This window comes from Segatella sp. (assembly GCF_977051555.1).
This window is the reverse complement of record NZ_CDRSSE010000025.1, coordinates 18,651-36,155: the sequence shown is the minus strand read 5'-3', so window position 1 is coordinate 36,155 and position 17,505 is coordinate 18,651. Positions and strand designations below refer to the sequence as shown.

Genomic DNA, 17,505 nt, shown 5'->3' with positions numbered 1-17,505 from the left:
ACAGGTTTTACAATGGCTTGTACTCCACGAAAGCCTCCATGGCCTCATAGCATGCCAGACCCAACTGGTCGTAGAGCGATGCTGTAGCACGGTTACGGTCCTCGGCTCTCTGCCAGAACAGGCGCTCATCATTACCCAAGAAAGGAGCACTCTCCATCTGCGACTGATGCTTGAGGATAGAGTTACGCTTTGCCCGCAACTCCTCAGGGCTCAATGGAACACACATTTCGATATTCTCAATCTCCCATTCTGCCCAGGCACCACGATACATCCAGATGCGGCAATCCTTCAACCATTCTGCACCCGCTTTCTTCTCTTCGTCGATAGCTGCCAGAACGGCATCGGTACACTTCTTGTGGGTTCCGTGAGGGTCAGCAAGGTCGCCGGCTACATAAATCTGATGCGGCTGCACCTTCTGCAACAGAGCTCTCACTATCTCTACATCCTTCTCGGTCATAGGCAACTTCTCTATCTTGCCGCTCTCATAGAATGGCAGGTCGAGGAAGTGGACATGGTCAAGCGGAATATCATTATAGGTACAAGCGGTACGAGCCTCACCACGGCGAATCAATCCCTTGATGGTCAGGATATCTCTTGTATCGAAGTCACTCTCCTTCTTCTTGGCAAAGAAGGTCTTGATTTCCTTATATTTATTAGAGATGATGCTGTCTTTTGAGTCTGCAAAAAGCTGGTTGAAACCATTGATAAAGTGCATGAATCTTGTTACTTCCTCATCACCCACAGCAATGTTTCCTGATGTTTCGTAAGCTATATGCACATCGTGGTTCTGCTGTACCAGTCGACGGATGGTTCCTCCCATTGAGATAACATCATCATCTGGGTGTGGAGAGAACACGATAACCTTCTTAGGGAATGGTGTTGCACGCTCCGGACGATAGGTATCATCGGCATTCGGCTTACCACCTGGCCATCCGGTAATGGTATGCTGCAAATCATTGAAAATCTTGATATTGGCATTATAGGCAGAACCATAGAGAGCCAGAAGCTCGCTCAGTCCGTTCTCATTATAATCCTTATTGGTCAACTTCAGGATAGGCTTACCGAGTTTCTGGCAGAGCCATACCAGTGCAGAACGCACCAATTTGTCTGTCCATTCGCATGATGAAACCAACCAAGGGTGCTCAATGCGGGTAAGATGTGCAGCTGCGCTCAAATCTAATACTACCTGTGCGTCTGGGTGCGTCTGCAGGAAAGTAGCAGGCAGGGTGTCTGTGATGTTGCCCTCTATCACCTTTTGCATAATCTCAGACTTTTCGTCGCCCCATGCTGTGAGGAATATGGTCTTGGCTGTCAGGAGAGTACCTACACCCATCGTGAGTGAACATGGAGGAACCTGCTCCTTGGTCTTGAAGCTGTTTTCCATCTCCTCGCGTGACATATTGCCGATGAGGATGAGACGGGTGAGCGACTGGATGCTTGAACCCGGTTCGTTGGCTGCGATATTACCCATGCGGCCGATGCCGAGGATAGCTACGTCGAGACCGCCGAAGGTCTTGATGCGCTGCTCATAGAGGCGACAGGTGTCCTGTACAGCTTCCTGTGCAATGCAGCCATCGAGAGTGAAGATATTCTGTTCTGTAATATCCACGCGGTCGAGAAAATGCTCCTTGAGCTGGTTGATGCTGCGGATAGAACTGTCATTGCTGAGTGGGTAATACTCGTAGACATTGAATACCACTACATTGCGGAAGCTCAGATTCTTCTTCTCGTAGCGGCTTACCAATTCATCATATACAGGATTGACAGAGAGGCCTGTGCCCAATGCCATCACGTAGTATTTGCCTTCGTGCTGGGCAGTCTTAATGCCCTTCTCAATGGAATCGGCAATATGACTACAGCCTTCGCTTACAGACGCGAAGATATCGGTATGAATTTTCTCCATGTGGGAGATTTCAGAGTATTCCACGGTCGTTTTAGGCTTGTAGAATTCCACAGGTACCTTGTTGAGTACAATTTGTGAACTAAGATTTAATCTCATAACGTAATATATTTATGTAATGTAATATATATTGATGATGTTGGATTTTTCTCGGTCGAGTGGTCTGTTAGATATTGTCCTTCTCGATGTCCTTGAAATAGCGGTAGGTGCCCACCTTCAACTCGTCTGTAGCCATTTCATCACAGATGATGATGCCGTGCTTGTGGAGCTGGAGTGCGCTGATGGTCCAAGCCTGTGTAACAGGACCTTCGATGGCAGCGTGGAGAGCCTGTGCTTTGTTGTGACCATTGCAGAGAATCATCACCTCTCTTGCATCCATCACGGTGCCTACACCTACGGTAAGAGCCAATGCAGGAACAGCCTCTGGATCGTTGCCGAAGAAGCGTGAGTTGGCGATGCGGGTGTCGGTGGTGAGAGTTTTCACACGGGTGCGTGAGGTGAGGGAAGAGTAAGGTTCATTGAAGGCGATGTGACCGTCAGGACCAATGCCGCCGATGAAGAGGTCGATACCGCCTGCATCCTTGATCTTCTGCTCATAGCGTTCACACTCAGCCTCGAGGTCTTCTGCATTACCGTTGAGAATATTGATGTTCTCCTTAGGGCAATCGATGTGATCGAACAGATTCTTTGCCATGAATGAGTGGTAGCTCTCTGGATGAGACTCTGGCAAACCTACGTATTCATCCATGTTGAAAGTAATGACGTGCTTGAATGAAACCTTGCCTTCCTTGACAGCCTCTATAAGCGCTGCATACATGCCCATTGGGGATGAACCGGTTGGTAAACCGAGTACGAATGGACGCTCTGCTGTTGGAGCAAACTTGTTGATTGTCTCTACTACGTGATTGGCAGCCCATCGTGACAGCTCATCATATTTTTTTTCAATAATTACGCGCATAGTCGTTAGTATTAATGATTTTTTTAACTATAAATAATGTATTTAACTGATTTATTGTTGTTGAATCAATTCTAATTTTGTCGCAGCAATGAACCCGATAGTCTCTCTGCCACAGCCGCATGGTCTTCCGTCAAGATTCACCAACATGTGTCCCAACTCACCGGCAAAACCGGCACAACCATAAATCAGCTGTCCGTTAGCCACGATAGCCGATCCTACGCCTGTTCCGAGGGTGAGTTCTGCAAAGTTTTTTCTTTATATTTATGATTTAAAAGCAGGTTTTACCTTTTTATAGAACAGTTACCTATCTGCAACTTTCATCCTTTTTATTTCGTGATCAAATCAACTCTAATAATCCCCGCAGACCGAAGTCCAGGTTTTAATTCACCTCCTACATAATATAAAGTTTTATCATGTAAGGCTACTTGTGCACCAGCCCGTGCCAACAAATGACTTTCTGCTACAGGAGTATTCCACTGTTCTGTGTTCAAATCATAAGCCAAAAGGCAATCGTTAAAACGATACCACGCGATATCTTTCTTAAGATAATTCTCCTTTGCTACAAGAGAATATTTTCCACTAATGGCATCCAAGAAGATTTCTTGATTGACCCCACCAGCACAGATCACTTTGGAAGTATTTGGAGAAGAATTCACAATCATAGCCGTAGCACCAGTCAAGGTTAGTTCCTTACCCTGCAAGTTTTTAGGTGATGTCAGCGATGTCCATCTTTTTGCAAAGAGATCATAACTCAAACCAGATGTGAACACAACGCTAGAATCACTATTTTCATAAAAACCTCCCCAAACATAGATAGTACCATTGTTGGCAGCACATACGGGCTGTACTCTAGGATAACCTGGCATTTGTTTTTCATATATCCACTTATTATTCTTTACCATATCCAGTCTGAGTAAGGAACTTGACGGATGTCCATCCTGATTACCACCAACGACAAAGAGTTGATTTCCCATGACTGTCACACCACTATTGTCCACTGTACATGGTAAAACTGGCAAAAAATGCATTATTGGTTTATCTGCTTTCTTATCCAGTTGGATACTTAATACGGTTCGCAAACTGTGTTCAGAATTGCACCCACCAATAAATATCAGACTGTCGTCCAAAGTTACTACTCCACCATAGGCTGCTGGTTCAGGTAAATTACCAATCATTTTCCAATTAAGAGAATCTACATTTTCCGCTATCTTTGCGGCATAGATACCTGAATAGTACTTTTTCTTACCAGGCTCCGGAAAATTACAGCCGCCTGCGACAATGAGGTAATCGCCAATGAAGCCAGCGTAGCAGGCCGAGACTCCTAGGTCATACCCGGCCTCCCCTGAGGGGAAGCCAGATATGAGTTTTATATTTGAGAATTGTGTTTCAATATTTGATTTCATCATACTACAACTATTTATAATTACCGCTATAGATAAAACTAAAAACGACGTAATACACTTCATTTTAAGATGAAATTAACTATATGTGCCACCTAATTTAATTATTATATCCCTCTGTCTGTTTCAAAAGACTATTCTCACCCAAAGAATTTTGATCAATAGGCCACAACAATCGTTTGGCGTTGGCTGAAGTATACTTAGTACAATATTCAGCACCCATCAAGCGAAGGTCATACCAACGTTTTCCCTCGAGTAAGAACTCACGGCAACGTTCTTTCAAGACAGCCTCAATAGGATTGGCATCACTACCCACAAACGGGTTGTTTGCATAAAAAGAGTTATCGGTATCATTTGGATAAGCCAGCTGATCTTTATGTTCTGCAAAATATTCCTTGCCGTATGCTCTTTCACGAACTGCATTGATTTCGGCTGAAGGATCTTCGTTTAACAGAATCTTTGTCTCTGCCAATAACAAAAGTGCATCTGCGTACCGATAGATAGGATAGTCTTCAAGAAAACTACGATAAGAATTGCCTGGAAGAGATACGCCTATGAATTTATACTGAACCACTCCCACATACTGCAAACTACCATCAGCATTTTTTGTATAACAATCCTTCAAGCTATACTGTCGGCGGGTATCTCCTTCACGGAACAAGTCCTTATATAGCTTGGTGTTGAGTGGAATATATACTACACCACTCATGTCACTCATCTCACTCTTGCTCATTTGGGTACCATCAGAAAGATAATAGTTTTCCATCATCATCTGATTCATCACAAGATTGTAACGCAAAGCATCATTAAACATATTATACTCATCTCGTCCATTATGAATAGCAAAGATGATTTCTTTATTCTCTTTATTATCAAAAGCGAATACCTGACGATAATTGTTCTCCAAGGCTACATCTGCCGTTTTTAAGCTTTCTAAAGCAGTCTTGGCTATTGTATAATCACTATTACCACCATTCATCTGCTTACCGCTCCACAGATATACCTCACCCTTCAGTACCTCTGTAGCTGGATGAGACCAGTAGACTCTGCCATTGGTAAAACTCATGTCTGCACCATACGCATCCTCAGAAGCCTTGATGTCCTTTTTGATTTGTTCCATCACCTCCTGTGCAGAAGCCTCTGCCTTACCCATATTGCCGATGTCTACCTTGTTTCCTGTTGTGTAATCGAGCCAAAGCACCGCTTTACCATAGGTTCTGAGCAGATGGAAATATAGATAAGCTCGCATACCATATGCCGCACCAAGATATGTTTTTCTCTGCGCCTCGTTCAACACATCTGTATTTTCTGTGTGCGAAATCATAAGGTTTATCTGGTTGATGATGGTATAAACCCCACCGAAATCAGTAACTTCTGGGGTTGTGGCATTGAGCGTATTATTGAATAAGTTATTGTAATGTACAGCCTCACCTGAGAATGGTGTACCGGCATAGAGGTTTGTACGCAATTCTCCCCATTCATAGAATTGGAAACTTTTTTCCCTGAACAAGCCTTGCAAACCTACATTGAAGGCTGCAAATTGAGCCTGATCCTTCCAGTACTTGCTATCGCTGATGCTACTTACTGGCTCCAAGTCCATGCAGCTTGTCAAAGACAAGGCTGCAAGGGCTGTAATAAATATATTTTTAATCTTCATGTTAAAGACGGTTTAGAATGTTACATTAAGTCCGAAAAGAAGGGTGAGAGGAGTTGGATAACGCCCCACGTCTACACCTTTATAATAGCTATCGAGTTTTGGCTCAGGAGAAGCTCCGTCATATCCAGTGATATAGAAGAGATTCTGTCCTGTGATATAAGCTGAAGCTTTGCTGATGCCGATATGAGTAAGCCACTTAGTTGGAATGTTCCAGTTAAGGGTTATCTCTCGCAGTGCAAGGTAATCTCCCTTTTCATACATTCTTGAACTATGGCCATCAATATCAGTGCCATCACTCTCACGACTCAGATTTTTCTTGTTCAACAGATCTGCGTATGAATAGGCAGGATAGTCTGAGTTTGGATTATCTTCGCTCCACATATCCTTTACTAAAGTAATGTTGTTAAACTGTCCCTGATACTGACCCATAGAACGAGCTTTCAGATGATTATAGATCGTATGTCCAAGAGCATAATCGAAACGTGCATAGAGAGATACGTTCTTATAGGCAAGCGTGGTAGAGAAACCACCTGTAACATTTGGGAAAATATTACCCAATACACTCTTGTCCAAAGAGTTGATTGTACCATCCTGGTTTACATCCTCCCAGCATACATCTCCTGGTTCGATAGGTTTCCATCCTGCACTTGTTGCATATGTCTTACCTGTGGCTGGATTGATTTCATTAGCAAGACCAGGACCATACAATTTTGCAACCTCATCGATACGCATGTTGGCATGAGCTTTTACATCATCCCAATCCTTGAAAATATGTTGCTGCTTATAACCAACGATGTCACCCAACTTACCACCTTCTGCGTAACCTCCTATCCATTTGGTTACCTGCTTGCTATTAGCATCTTTCTTTGTGCCATTTGCCACTTCGTAGCCATCAAGTTGATTGTTTGGCTTATCACTGTTAGGCAACTGCAAAATCTTATTGGCTACAGAAGTTAAATTGGCACTGATATCCCACTTGAATCCCTTAGGATTATTGAGAATATTAGCTCTTATTTCCATCTCAAATCCAGTATTGCGCAACTTACCGAGATTAGTCTTCATCGACATAAAACCAGTATATGCAGGCAAGTTGAGGTTGGTCAACAAATCATCTGTGGTGCGGTTATAATAATCGAGAATAAAAGCCAAGCGATTGTTCAAGAACCCCAAGTCAAGGCCGATTTCAAGAGAACGACTCTGCTCCCATCTCAAACCTGTATTCAGCAATGTAGAGTTGTAATAGGCAGTCTGCCCATTATAGGTTTTATCCTCTATCTGCTTATATACACCATAGATGGCAAAATCATCAATGCCATTCACGTTACCATTCACACCATAACTGATACGAGGTTTGATATTGGTGATGATATTGGAAATCTTAGAGTTTTTCCACCATTCCTCCTGAGTTACATTCCAACCTGCACTTACTCCAGGGAAGAAACCCCATCGATTATCCTTCAACTTTGAGATACCGTCATAACGTGCCGTAAAAGACAGCAGGTATTTCTGTTGATAATCATAATTGATGCGACCGAACAAGGACTCAATACGATAACGAGACTTGTAACTGTAAGTTTTACTTCTAGTGGCACCTGCGTTCAATGTAGGAATGTCATCTGTAGGCGAATTCTGAGTCTCTGCAGAGAAATCAAAAGTATTGTGATCGAAATACTCACCACCAATCATGGCATCCACATTATGATTTTCAGCAAAAGTATCTTTATAATTGAGTGTAGTATTTATCTGCACATTCGAAAATCTAGAAATTTCTGCCACTGCCGTTCTCACGTTGTTAGGGACATTTGAAGTTTGCGGCTGAAAACTCTTATCAAACTTTTCATTTTGATAGTCATAATGATAGAGTGACGCATTCGCACTCCAAGTGAGTTTCTTAGGAATGATATCCAAATCCCAACCCAAGTTATAAGTTGATTTGCGTGTACTGTTCTCACGTGTCAAACGAGAACGATAGTAATCTGGATTACCATCACTGGTACTCCAACCTGGTGCAGGAGATCCATCCTCCAAATATGGATTCCAAGTAGGGCGCTGTGAACGTGTGCGATAGAAAAACTCATATTCTCCAATCCAAAGTTCTGGTTTCTTTGCCCAACTATAAGTGGCACCTGCCTTCACATTCAAAATAGGCAACACTTTATAACTGGCATTCACGCTACCATTGAAACGCTGGTAACCTGTTCCACGAACCATACCATCCTCATCATAATAGCCTAAAGATGTGAAGAAAGTTCCTTTATCTGAACCACCAGCCACACTAACATAATGGTCTTGAGTGAGGGATACATCACGGAAGGAAGCATCGTCAAGTTCACCATTGTAATCTTTATAGATGAGGTCCTTGCCTGTCACAGGGTCTTTCATCTGTAACCAACCCTTTGACAGCAAATTTTTGTTGGTGTCATCAAGAAACTTGACATCACAAAGATTAGAATTGGTACCATAACCTGTTTGGTTTTCCAATTTGTTGGCACCAGAAACATTAGCATACCGCTGATACCCCAAGCGATTATAGTAGATGTAATCATGAGCATCTAACATGTCATAGCCCAAACGCGCAAAGTTCATACCGAGCTTACCCTTGTAGTTAACAGTAGCCTTACCTTGCTTGCCACTTTTCGTCTGTACGAGAATTACACCGCCATTGGCACGGGCGCCATAGATAGCTGTAGATGCGGCATCCTTTAATACTTGAATTGATTCAATATCAGCAGGATTGATATCTCCCAAACTTTCACGAATGATGCCGTCAACAACAATCAAGGCACCATCTGAACCACCATTGATGCTGGCACCACCACGAAGGGTGATAGTCGGTTCAGAACCTGGCTGACCTGTAGTCTGGGTGACACGAAGACCAGTCACGCTACCTTGCAAGGCTGAACCCGCATTACTCACAGCTGCCGTCTCTAAAACGCGATTGTCCATCTTGGCGATAGCCGTAGTCAAAGTACCACGCTTTTGCTGACCACCATAACCTGTTACAACCACCTCTGCCAAGGTTTGCTTGCTTTCACTAAGTTTTACTTGAAGCGGCTGGCCGTCATACTTGATTTCCTGAGTATCGTAACCAATGTAGGATATCACAATGATGTCACCATTCTTCACTCCCGGCAAGGAAAATTTACCATCCAAGTCGGTTACAGTTCCGTTACTTGTACCCTTGATGATAACGGAGGCACCGATTACGGTTTCCCCAATTTCATCAACAACTACACCTGTGCAAGAGGCCGATTGCTGTGTGGCATTAACAGTAATGCCACTTGTACCTGCCAATGTTGGAGTTGCCCCCAAGCATCCCAGGGATACTGCCATTGCTAATTGTTTTAAATCTGATCTCATATTAGAGGTTTTTGGTAATATAAAAAGATAATTCTTATTGTTATTTATACTGATTATTTGTAATCTGTTGTATACTCAACTTTACAAAACGAATATCATAGTAATCATCTGACTCGGTTTCAGGATGTCGGAAAGCATTTTCCTCCATGAGGAAAAGAATACTGCCATCCTTCGATTGAACCATGGTAGAATAGGCAGATGATGTGTCACTCACTTGATAAGATCCCTCCCAGTCTTTTGCTATAACTTCTGGTGAGACATAATCTTTTGGAGACTCCAACACTTTATAGAAAATGCCTACATGAGAACGCTGAGGGCCTAATGGGATACTCTGCAGAAGAAGTTTTACCTTCTTGCCATTTTTTTGGGCATCAGCCAACAGTATTTCTCCATTGCAAGCATTACTGCTGCCTGCTACTCCATTGTTTTCTTTATGGGATAGCACAGTATTTCCCCATATGCCAGTTGCCTTTTTCGGGTTTTCATACTTGTAAATGTTGAAAAGGCGACCGCTAGCAATACGACTACTTAGCAAGACATTCCCATCAGGCAACTCCTCAATCTTTGCCTCATCGCCCTTAGGGGCCGAATCAGCAACATTGTTACCCAACAAAAGCCAAGTTTCGCCGAAATTATCACTATATAGAACACGATTACCCTCACGTGTTGCTAAGACGGCATAGATACGATAGTATTTACCAACCTTAATCAAACGGCTTTGGCAGATTCTTCCACTTGCGAAGAATGCTTGCTGAACATCTGGCATCAAGTCATATATTTCCTTTGTTACATCAGTTCCTTTCCAAGTCTTTCCTTCATCATCACTATAATATCTGCCCATCATGAGAGGTTTCTTGCGATTACTTTCCCAGTAACTTATACCTCCTGAGGCACACATCATGAGAATTCTACCCGACTTTTTGTCCACCACCGTTGCGGCATCTCCATGAGCACAGTCAAAACTTGTTGGGATTCCATTCCCGCCTTTAGCCACTATCTTCTCTGTACTAGTCCAGTTCTGTCCGCAATCCTTACTTTCTTTCATTACTATATCCAGATGTCTGCCACCACCAATATCCTGGTTTTGGTAGCGATGATCTGTGAAAGCAATATACTTGCCGGATTTACATTCCACGATGGAAGGTATTCGATATTGTCCTTTTGCATTAGAAAAAACTGTGACTGATTGACCAAAGAGTGTCATTGGGAAACTGATGCCCAACACACTTAACAGCATAAAGACAGAAAAGTTTTTCTTACATATTATCATATCATTTATAGTTTACAAATTACTATTTAATATCTCTTGGCACAACGTGTATGCCTTTATCATCATTCTCGGAATGTGAAACGGTCCCTTGAAGAGATTTCCTTTGGCAGGCTGTGCTACGGTGCCATCTCTGTGCAGATAGCCATACCATTCGCCAAACTCATTATCAGGGAAGTGGGCATAAGTCCACTCGCTGATGCGCTCATGACGATAGAGATATTTCTCGTCGCCTGTGGCGAGGAAGCTATAGAGACAAGCAATGATAGTTTCGGTCTGTGGCCACCAGAATTTCATATCCTGCGAATAGTCTTGTGATGGCAGGTTGCGGCAGTCACGGAAGTTGATAATACCACCATACTGCTTGTCCCACCCCCAGTCCCATGACCAGTCGAAAATGGTGAGAGCAGTGTCCAGAATGTCCTTATCCCATTCACGGTTCTTAGCTACGTCCATGAGGAACCATGAGGTTTCGATGCAGTGACCGGGATTGATGGTGCGCCCCATGCAAGTGTCTATAAACTCGCCATTTGGACCTACCGACTCGAGCAGCGCCTTAAATTCCGGGTGCATGAAATACTTGCGCAACTTGGCTATCGATTCATCAATCTGGCGGTTGATGTTAGGATCTTCGATAACTTTGAGCAAACGTGAACCTACATTGATAAGAATCATTACAATGCTGTGTCCTTGCAAATCAACTGCTGGCTCATATTTTGGTGTTAGAAACCCCGGTGTCTCAAGAAAACGCTGTGTGTCCTTAAACAGATTAAGAGCTTTTTCTGCATATGTCTTGTCACCTGTAGCGAGCGCATATTCGGACATGGCGATGGTTGCAAACGTCTCGCTGAACACGTAACGACGCTTGCGTAGCGGCGTGCCGTCTTCTGTTACAGAGAAGAACATGTGACCATCAGTGTCGAAACAGTGACGCTCAATAAAATCGAGGGTGGATTTTGCAGCGTTGAGCCATTCTTGATTGTGCTCCACGTTGTTGTAAGCGTAGGCACAGATGAAGGCGAAGCGTCCCTGGAACCACACACTTTTAGTGGTATCAATCAAAGATCCGTCACGGTTAACACAAGTGTAGACACCGCCATGCTTGCGGTCAAGACCATGTTCCATCCAGAACGGCATGATATTCTCTATAAGATCTGTTTTATAGGATTCTGCCCATTGTTTGATATATTCCTTGATATTCATTATTATTGATTTTTGCTGATACTACTTAAAACTGATTGCAACGTTCAAAGAAGTGGATAGCTTCCAACTCTTTCTTCATAGCCTGCTCTTCCTCATCGGTCATGTTGCGGAATGGAGTACGATTTGGACCCAAATCGAAGCCAATCAGCTTCATGATACGCTTACCGCCTACGATGTTACCACGGTAGTGGCAGATAACGTTGATAACCTCCTGAGCAAAGTTCTGCTTCTCACGTGCAGTTTCGATGTCGCCGTTCTTCCAAGCCTCAATGATGCCAACCAACTCTTTACCATTGTAGTTGGTCGTACCACCGATACCACCCTGTGCACCACCCTGAGCCAGACTAGGGAGAATGGTCTCGTCCTGGCCATGGAGCATGTCGTACTTGCCATTCTTGTAAAGACGACACTGGTTATATTCATATAAACTCTCGAAGGTATATTTAATACCAGCAAAATTAGGAATTCGTCCATCTACAGCCTTTAATAAATCGAGCATTGGCAAATAAGCACCATTGAATGCAGGTATATGGTAGTAGTAGAAAGGAAGTTCTGGTGCGGCAGAAGCTATCTCCTCGCAATACTTTACAAGTTCTTCGATACGGCCGATGTGCGGGAATGGAGGAGCCATTGAACCGATACCCCAAACACCTAACTTCTGTGCGTGCTCTGCCAAACGACGGCTTTCACGGAGGCAACAGCTGCCTACATGGACGATAATTTTGAAGTCCTTTGGAGCTACGTCTACCCATCTCTCAGCAAGGAGCATTCTCTCCTCGGTGGTCAACATATAGCCCTCGCCTGATGAACCATTGATAAACACACCCTTCAGACCGTTCTTCTGAAGCATCTTGGCATAAGCCTCGATAGGTTCTAAGTTCACATCACCGTTAGTATAAAAAGGAGTAAACGGTGCATCAATAAGTCCAATGATCTTTTCCATAATTATATATATTAATGTAAGTTAGTTAAAATTTTATCGTTTTTTTATTCCAAGTCATCTGTCTTTGGTTTCAAGCAAGCCAACTGAATCGTCAGTGCTGCGATAACCACTACACCCAATACGGCAAAAGCCAGCCCCAGATTACCGCCATCTGAGAATTTACCCATTACCTGAGTAACCATTGCTCCAGCAAACACGCCAACCATGTTCATGATACCATAGGCAGTAGCCCTGTATTTCGCCGAAATAATCTGGCAGAGAATAGGCATATTATTGGCATCAAACATGCCATACCCGACGCCGAAGAGTAAACCGGCTACCACAACTGCTACCACATTGTGACCGAAGCCCAAGAGGAATAGGGCTGGAATCGTCATACCTAATCCGATAGCACTAGTATAAACACGACCGCGGATATTCTTGCGAACCCACTTGTCTGAAAGCACACCTCCGAAGAGGACTCCAAACAAAGAGGAGATTGCGATGGTGATGGTTGACAGCGGACCAGCCTCTGACATAGGTACATTCAAGTTCTCTGCAAACAAAGTCGGAAGCCAGTTCTTGGTTGCCCAACCAGGGAGAGAAGGAACTGCGAAATAGAAGAGGATAACCCAAAATGTCCAAGTAGAAAATACAGCAGATAAGCCTTGTAATAATCCGCCCTTTGTGGATTTTCCCTGCTGAACTTCAGTCGTATTTACTGTATCCTTGTTTTTATCGTGCAACAACAGAAGCAACACGACAGAATAAGCAATTCCGAGAATGCCAAACCAGTGGAATGTGGTGTGCCAGGAGAAGGCTGCTGCTACGGTAGCACCAAATCCTCCGATAGCCTGACCGACATACAGACCGGTCATGTGAACACCGATAGCCAGAGATCTTGACTTTCCTTCATGCCAGTCGGCAATAAGGGATAAGGCAGAAGGGATGTAAAGAGCCTCACTAATACCCATCATCGCTCTCAACATGTAAAGTTGATGGAAACTAGAAGCATATCCCATCAGGTAGGTCACCAGAGACCATACGAAGAGACTGCCTACTACTAATTTCTTTCGACTGACTCTATCAGCCACGATTCCGGCAAATGGACTCACAATACCATAGATCCAAAGGAAGACTGCCATCAAAGCGCCAAAGGCTTCAGCCTGCTGCAGTTCCACGATATCAAGCTTCATTGCAGCCTGCATGGTGGATAGCATCTGACGATCCATATAGTTGAGAAGAGCTACAACCCAAAGGAGTGCTACAACTAACCAAGGATAAAACTTTCTACTCTTCATTTTATCATTATTAGATTGTTTATTAATTTCGGTGCAAATATATAACTAATTTTATTAACCTCCAAATTATTATGAAACTTTTTTTATTAAAGTGATTAAATAATTTAGTTTAATTTATTTGTGAGGCATATTTTGCCTAGTATACCTTATTATATTATGTGATAGAATTAATTAATTCTTTGTTATCTAACAATATTGATACCATGACATCTCTGATGGCGAGGAGTTAAATACAAAATACTTGTTATTTTACGCATTTAGATTAATTAACGTATCCTTAATTAAAAAAATAAATTTATTTATTTACCTTTGCAAGGTAATTGTAGTTAATAATAAAATGTAGTATGTTAAAAGATATAGTCAATAACACAAAATGGTCCGCTTCAAAGTCGGCTTTAATGAGGCTGCTTATAGAGCGTGGAGGACAAACTATTGCCGAACTTTCCAAAAGTTTAGGAGTCAGTATCCCATATACGACTAAGACCCTGAACGAACTTATAGAAATCGGTCTGGTACAGGAAACAGGAAAAAGAGCCCACTATTCAAAGAGGGCTCCTAAAGAGTATGATTTAATTGCCACTTCGGGCTATTTTCTTGGAATAGATACAGGAAAAGATTACCTTACTTTAGGAATTTGTGATTTTTGTGGTAATATGGTAACTCAGCTAGAGAGAATAGACTTTGTATATGAAGATACCCCAGATTGCTTTGAAAGTCTCATAGCAATAATCAACACTTTCATAGAGAAAGAAGGCTTCAAAAAAGAAAATATACAGAATGCATGCATGAGCATTGGCGGCAGAGTTAACCCAGAAATTGGTTGCGCATACAATTATTTCACTTGTATAGAAAAACCATTGGCTGATATGCTCTCTCAGAGCCTGAATATACCAGTATGCATTGACAACGACACTCGGTGCATGACCTACGGAGAATACCTCAGAGGCGTCTGTAAGGGTGTTAAGAATGTCATTTTTGTTAATGTGAGTTGGGGAATTGGTATCGGTATTATCATCAACGGCAAATTATATTTTGGCAAGTCGGGATTTTCTGGGGAAATTGGACATATGCATATATACAATAATGGCATAATTTGTCATTGTGGAAAGACTGGATGCGTGGAAACTGAGACTTCTGGTTCTGCACTACAACGTAAGATGAATCAGAAGATACAGAATGGTGGCATATCTGTCCTCTCTGACAAAGTGTTGAATCAACACCAAAGTCTAACACTCCACGATATTCTCGAAGCCATCAAGAAAGAAGATGTGATGAGCATTGAGACGTTACAAATGATGGCAGTAGAATTGGGTACAACCCTTGCTGGTGTCATCAATATATTCAATCCTGAGATGTTGGTTATAGGAGGAGACCTATCGGTTACTGGTGACTACATAACACAACCAATATGTATGGGAATCAAGAAATTCTCTCTCAATATGGTGAACGAAGATTCCAAGATAGAAACATCTACTCTGAAAGACTGTGCAGGATTAATAGGTGCATGCTTAATGGCAAGAAGTAAAATGTTACAGGAGCAATATTAAGCGTTTATGGCAGCGTTAAGGTCATAATCATTTGGGGGACTCTGCCTTAGATTAACAGCTTTACTGCTGTAGTCCGCAAAGGATTTTGTGTAGTTCCGTACTTGCATTTTGAATAAAGTGTTGGAAAATATTTTGTCTATGCTGATAGCTTGCTCGTATGTATTGACCAGCTCTGCAGGTCTTGTTGCATGTATCGGAGATAATTTGCAAAACGGAAGTATTGCTGATATTGCGAAGTTATAGTTTAACCGTTGCAACATTTTTAATTATCAATCCCCTATTTTGTAGTAAGACTAATTGTTCATATATATATAGGTTACTTGTCGTAGCTCATATACCTAAATAAAAAGCAAAGTCCCACCTTAGTACGCATCGTTGAGAGGCGTACTAAGGTGGGATTTGTTACTGCAAAAATATGGTTTAAAATCGTATTATCCAAATATTTCTAAGAAATCAGCTTATCGGGTAGATGATGGCTTGCCGAGCTTGTGGGCACATTTGTACTTCATCGAAAATGATGGCTGATTTGCGTGGCTCCAAGATTACTTGGTAGATTGATTGGAGGCGTAAAAATATGTAGTTCAACTCCATGAGGTTGTCAAACAGCAGTTTCACTTCCTTAGATGCTTGTACGAAATCTATAAGGATATAGCTTTTGTATTCATTTTCTGCGAAAGCTTTGGCTGCCGTTGACTTTCCTACCCGGTGTGCTCCTTTGAGCAAGAGAGCTGTGCTACCATTTCTCTCTCGCTTCCATTCGAGCATTTTGTCGTATACTTTTCTTTTAAATATTCTTTTTCTCATAACTTGCTGATTTTGAGCGAAAAGATACATATAAGTTCCAAATCCCCCAAATGTTTTTGCTTGAAATGTTCCAAATCCCCCAAATGTTTTATGTTTCAATAGGGATGAGGAAAACTTTCTCAAAAAAAACACGGACAAATTGAATTTGTCCGGACAAATTTGTCCGGCATAATATAATCTGTTGATTATAAGAAGATTATGAAACTGCCGGACAGACATCCGGACAAATTCAATTTGTCCGTGTTATATTTTTAGGTCATAAATGCAGGTTTGGCATGGCGTAAACTATGATTTATGCTCCAGAAAACGGTGAGTTGGAGGGAAGAAAACTATGAGTTAGGATTTTTAACACTTTACGAGAACAGGTCTTTCATGGAGAAAAATGGCTGTAGGATGCAATATTATCCCTTGTTTCTTGTTATTATGATATACAAACTGTTGTGGAAATGAAAAAGAAAATAGTTATAATGATGGTGCTGCTGCTTGCTGTTGTGGGAGCAAAGGCACAAGAAGTGGAGAATCCGGTAGGCAGATTCTCGGTAATTCCTCGTATAGGTGTAACTCTGGCTAACTGGAGCGGGTTGACTCTGGAAACTTTGGAGGGAACCTCGCTAGAGTCTAAGTATCAGGCAGGATTCATGGGTGGCGTAGATGTGGGATATCGCATAAATAAGAGCCTGGGTATTACGCTGGGGGCTTATTATGCCCGACAGGGTATGCGCTTCCCTGACTGCGAGTTGACTGAAAATGCTGACAAAGGGGAATATACAGGTATTAAGAATCAGCATGTGATTCTCGATTATATCCAGGTGCCGCTCATGCTGAAAGCCTATCTTGTAGAGGGCTTGTCGGTGAATGCAGGCGTTCAGGTGGGATTCCTTTGTGGCGACGGCAAGGTTAAAAGAGAGGAAACTAACCTTCAGAAGGACAAGAACGGGTCTATTACATACAAGGATATGCAGGAGACCGAAGCTACTTGGCCTGCCAAGAAGGTGGATGTGGCTATTCCTTTGGGCTTGAGTTATGAATATATGAACGTGATTCTGGATGCCCGATACAACGTGAGCCTGACCAAGGCTGGCAAGGGCGACTGGGATAACAGTAAGAACAAGGCTCTGACCTTTACCGTAGGTTATCGCTTTACATTATAAAAGAATATTTGGATAGAAATAAGAAAAGCCTCAAA

General features: G+C 42.5%; 12 protein-coding genes and 1 pseudogene. 2 read left to right on the top strand and 11 right to left on the bottom strand.

Annotation, left to right across the window (positions count from 1 at the left end; genetic code table 11):
* Positions 1–7: 7 nt before the first annotated feature.
* From ACWJAO_RS07615 to ACWJAO_RS07570, 10 genes and pseudogenes are all read right to left on the bottom strand, one after another.
* A complete protein-coding gene (locus ACWJAO_RS07615) occupies positions 8–1,999 on the bottom strand; it encodes a glucosamine-6-phosphate deaminase (RefSeq protein WP_449139806.1) in 1,992 nt (663 codons plus the stop codon).
* Between the two features lie 67 nt (positions 2,000–2,066).
* On the bottom strand, positions 2,067–2,858 hold the full coding sequence (gene nagB, locus ACWJAO_RS07610) for a glucosamine-6-phosphate deaminase (RefSeq protein ID WP_144155680.1): 792 nt from the start codon (positions 2,856–2,858) through the stop codon (positions 2,067–2,069).
* Positions 2,859–2,960: 102 nt separating this feature from the next.
* Positions 2,961–3,110 (bottom strand): annotated as a pseudogene (locus ACWJAO_RS07605) (ROK family protein); the annotation flags it as partial.
* Positions 3,111–3,184: 74 nt separating this feature from the next.
* A complete protein-coding gene (locus ACWJAO_RS07600) occupies positions 3,185–4,264 on the bottom strand; it encodes a cyclically-permuted mutarotase family protein (RefSeq protein WP_264901783.1) in 1,080 nt (359 codons plus the stop codon).
* A 94-nt stretch (positions 4,265–4,358) separates the two neighbouring features.
* Positions 4,359–5,909: a SusD family outer membrane lipoprotein NanU gene (gene nanU / locus ACWJAO_RS07595; RefSeq protein WP_288576595.1), complete on the bottom strand. Its 1,551-nt coding sequence runs from the start codon at positions 5,907–5,909 to the stop codon at positions 4,359–4,361.
* An 18-nt stretch (positions 5,910–5,927) separates the two neighbouring features.
* Entirely contained in the window at positions 5,928–9,248 is a 3,321-nt protein-coding gene (locus ACWJAO_RS07590) for a SusC/RagA family TonB-linked outer membrane protein (protein ID WP_449139811.1), read from the bottom strand.
* A gap of 67 nt (positions 9,249–9,315) precedes the next feature.
* The gene (locus ACWJAO_RS07585; protein WP_449139805.1) at positions 9,316–10,545 is read right to left on the bottom strand and encodes a sialidase family protein; all 1,230 of its coding nucleotides are present in this window, start codon (positions 10,543–10,545) and stop codon (positions 9,316–9,318) included.
* A 12-nt stretch (positions 10,546–10,557) separates the two neighbouring features.
* The gene (locus tag ACWJAO_RS07580; protein ID WP_144155694.1) at positions 10,558–11,745 is read right to left on the bottom strand and encodes an AGE family epimerase/isomerase; all 1,188 of its coding nucleotides are present in this window, start codon (positions 11,743–11,745) and stop codon (positions 10,558–10,560) included.
* A gap of 25 nt (positions 11,746–11,770) precedes the next feature.
* Positions 11,771–12,688: a dihydrodipicolinate synthase family protein gene (locus tag ACWJAO_RS07575; protein ID WP_287832501.1), complete on the bottom strand. Its 918-nt coding sequence runs from the start codon at positions 12,686–12,688 to the stop codon at positions 11,771–11,773.
* 44 nt (positions 12,689–12,732) lie between these two features.
* Complete coding sequence (locus ACWJAO_RS07570) at positions 12,733–13,968, bottom strand: MFS transporter (protein WP_287829936.1); 1,236 nt, start codon at positions 13,966–13,968, stop codon at positions 12,733–12,735.
* A 344-nt stretch (positions 13,969–14,312) separates the two neighbouring features.
* On the opposite strand from ACWJAO_RS07570, the gene ACWJAO_RS07565 reads away from it, so the two are divergent.
* A complete protein-coding gene (locus ACWJAO_RS07565; RefSeq protein ID WP_144155703.1) occupies positions 14,313–15,515 on the top strand; it encodes an ROK family transcriptional regulator in 1,203 nt (400 codons plus the stop codon).
* A gap of 453 nt (positions 15,516–15,968) precedes the next feature.
* On the opposite strand, the gene ACWJAO_RS07560 is transcribed toward ACWJAO_RS07565, so the two are convergent.
* Complete coding sequence (locus ACWJAO_RS07560; RefSeq protein ID WP_449139804.1) at positions 15,969–16,418, bottom strand: AAA family ATPase; 450 nt, start codon at positions 16,416–16,418, stop codon at positions 15,969–15,971.
* Positions 16,419–16,765: 347 nt separating this feature from the next.
* Here ACWJAO_RS07560 and ACWJAO_RS07555 point away from each other — a divergent pair, with 347 nt between their 5' ends.
* On the top strand, positions 16,766–17,470 hold the full coding sequence (locus ACWJAO_RS07555) for a porin family protein (RefSeq protein WP_449139803.1): 705 nt from the start codon (positions 16,766–16,768) through the stop codon (positions 17,468–17,470).
* The last annotated feature ends 35 nt before the right edge of the window (positions 17,471–17,505 follow it).

What these genes read in the sequence shown, in the direction of transcription:
- ACWJAO_RS07585 (WP_449139805.1), bottom strand. Translation starts at nt 10,545, where the DNA reads ATGATAATATGTAAGAAAAACTTTTCTGTCTTTATGCTGTTAAGTGTG.
- ACWJAO_RS07555 (WP_449139803.1), top strand. Translation starts at nt 16,766, where the DNA reads ATGAAAAAGAAAATAGTTATAATGATGGTGCTGCTGCTTGCTGTTGTG.
- ACWJAO_RS07600 (WP_264901783.1), bottom strand. Translation starts at nt 4,264, where the DNA reads ATGATGAAATCAAATATTGAAACACAATTCTCAAATATAAAACTCATA.
- ACWJAO_RS07580 (WP_144155694.1), bottom strand. Translation starts at nt 11,745, where the DNA reads ATGAATATCAAGGAATATATCAAACAATGGGCAGAATCCTATAAAACA.
- ACWJAO_RS07565 (WP_144155703.1), top strand. Translation starts at nt 14,313, where the DNA reads ATGTTAAAAGATATAGTCAATAACACAAAATGGTCCGCTTCAAAGTCG.
- ACWJAO_RS07575 (WP_287832501.1), bottom strand. Translation starts at nt 12,688, where the DNA reads ATGGAAAAGATCATTGGACTTATTGATGCACCGTTTACTCCTTTTTAT.
- ACWJAO_RS07615 (WP_449139806.1), bottom strand. Translation starts at nt 1,999, where the DNA reads ATGAGATTAAATCTTAGTTCACAAATTGTACTCAACAAGGTACCTGTG.
- nagB (WP_144155680.1), bottom strand. Translation starts at nt 2,858, where the DNA reads ATGCGCGTAATTATTGAAAAAAAATATGATGAGCTGTCACGATGGGCT.
- ACWJAO_RS07590 (WP_449139811.1), bottom strand. Translation starts at nt 9,248, where the DNA reads ATGGCAGTATCCCTGGGATGCTTGGGGGCAACTCCAACATTGGCAGGT.
- ACWJAO_RS07570 (WP_287829936.1), bottom strand. Translation starts at nt 13,968, where the DNA reads ATGAAGAGTAGAAAGTTTTATCCTTGGTTAGTTGTAGCACTCCTTTGG.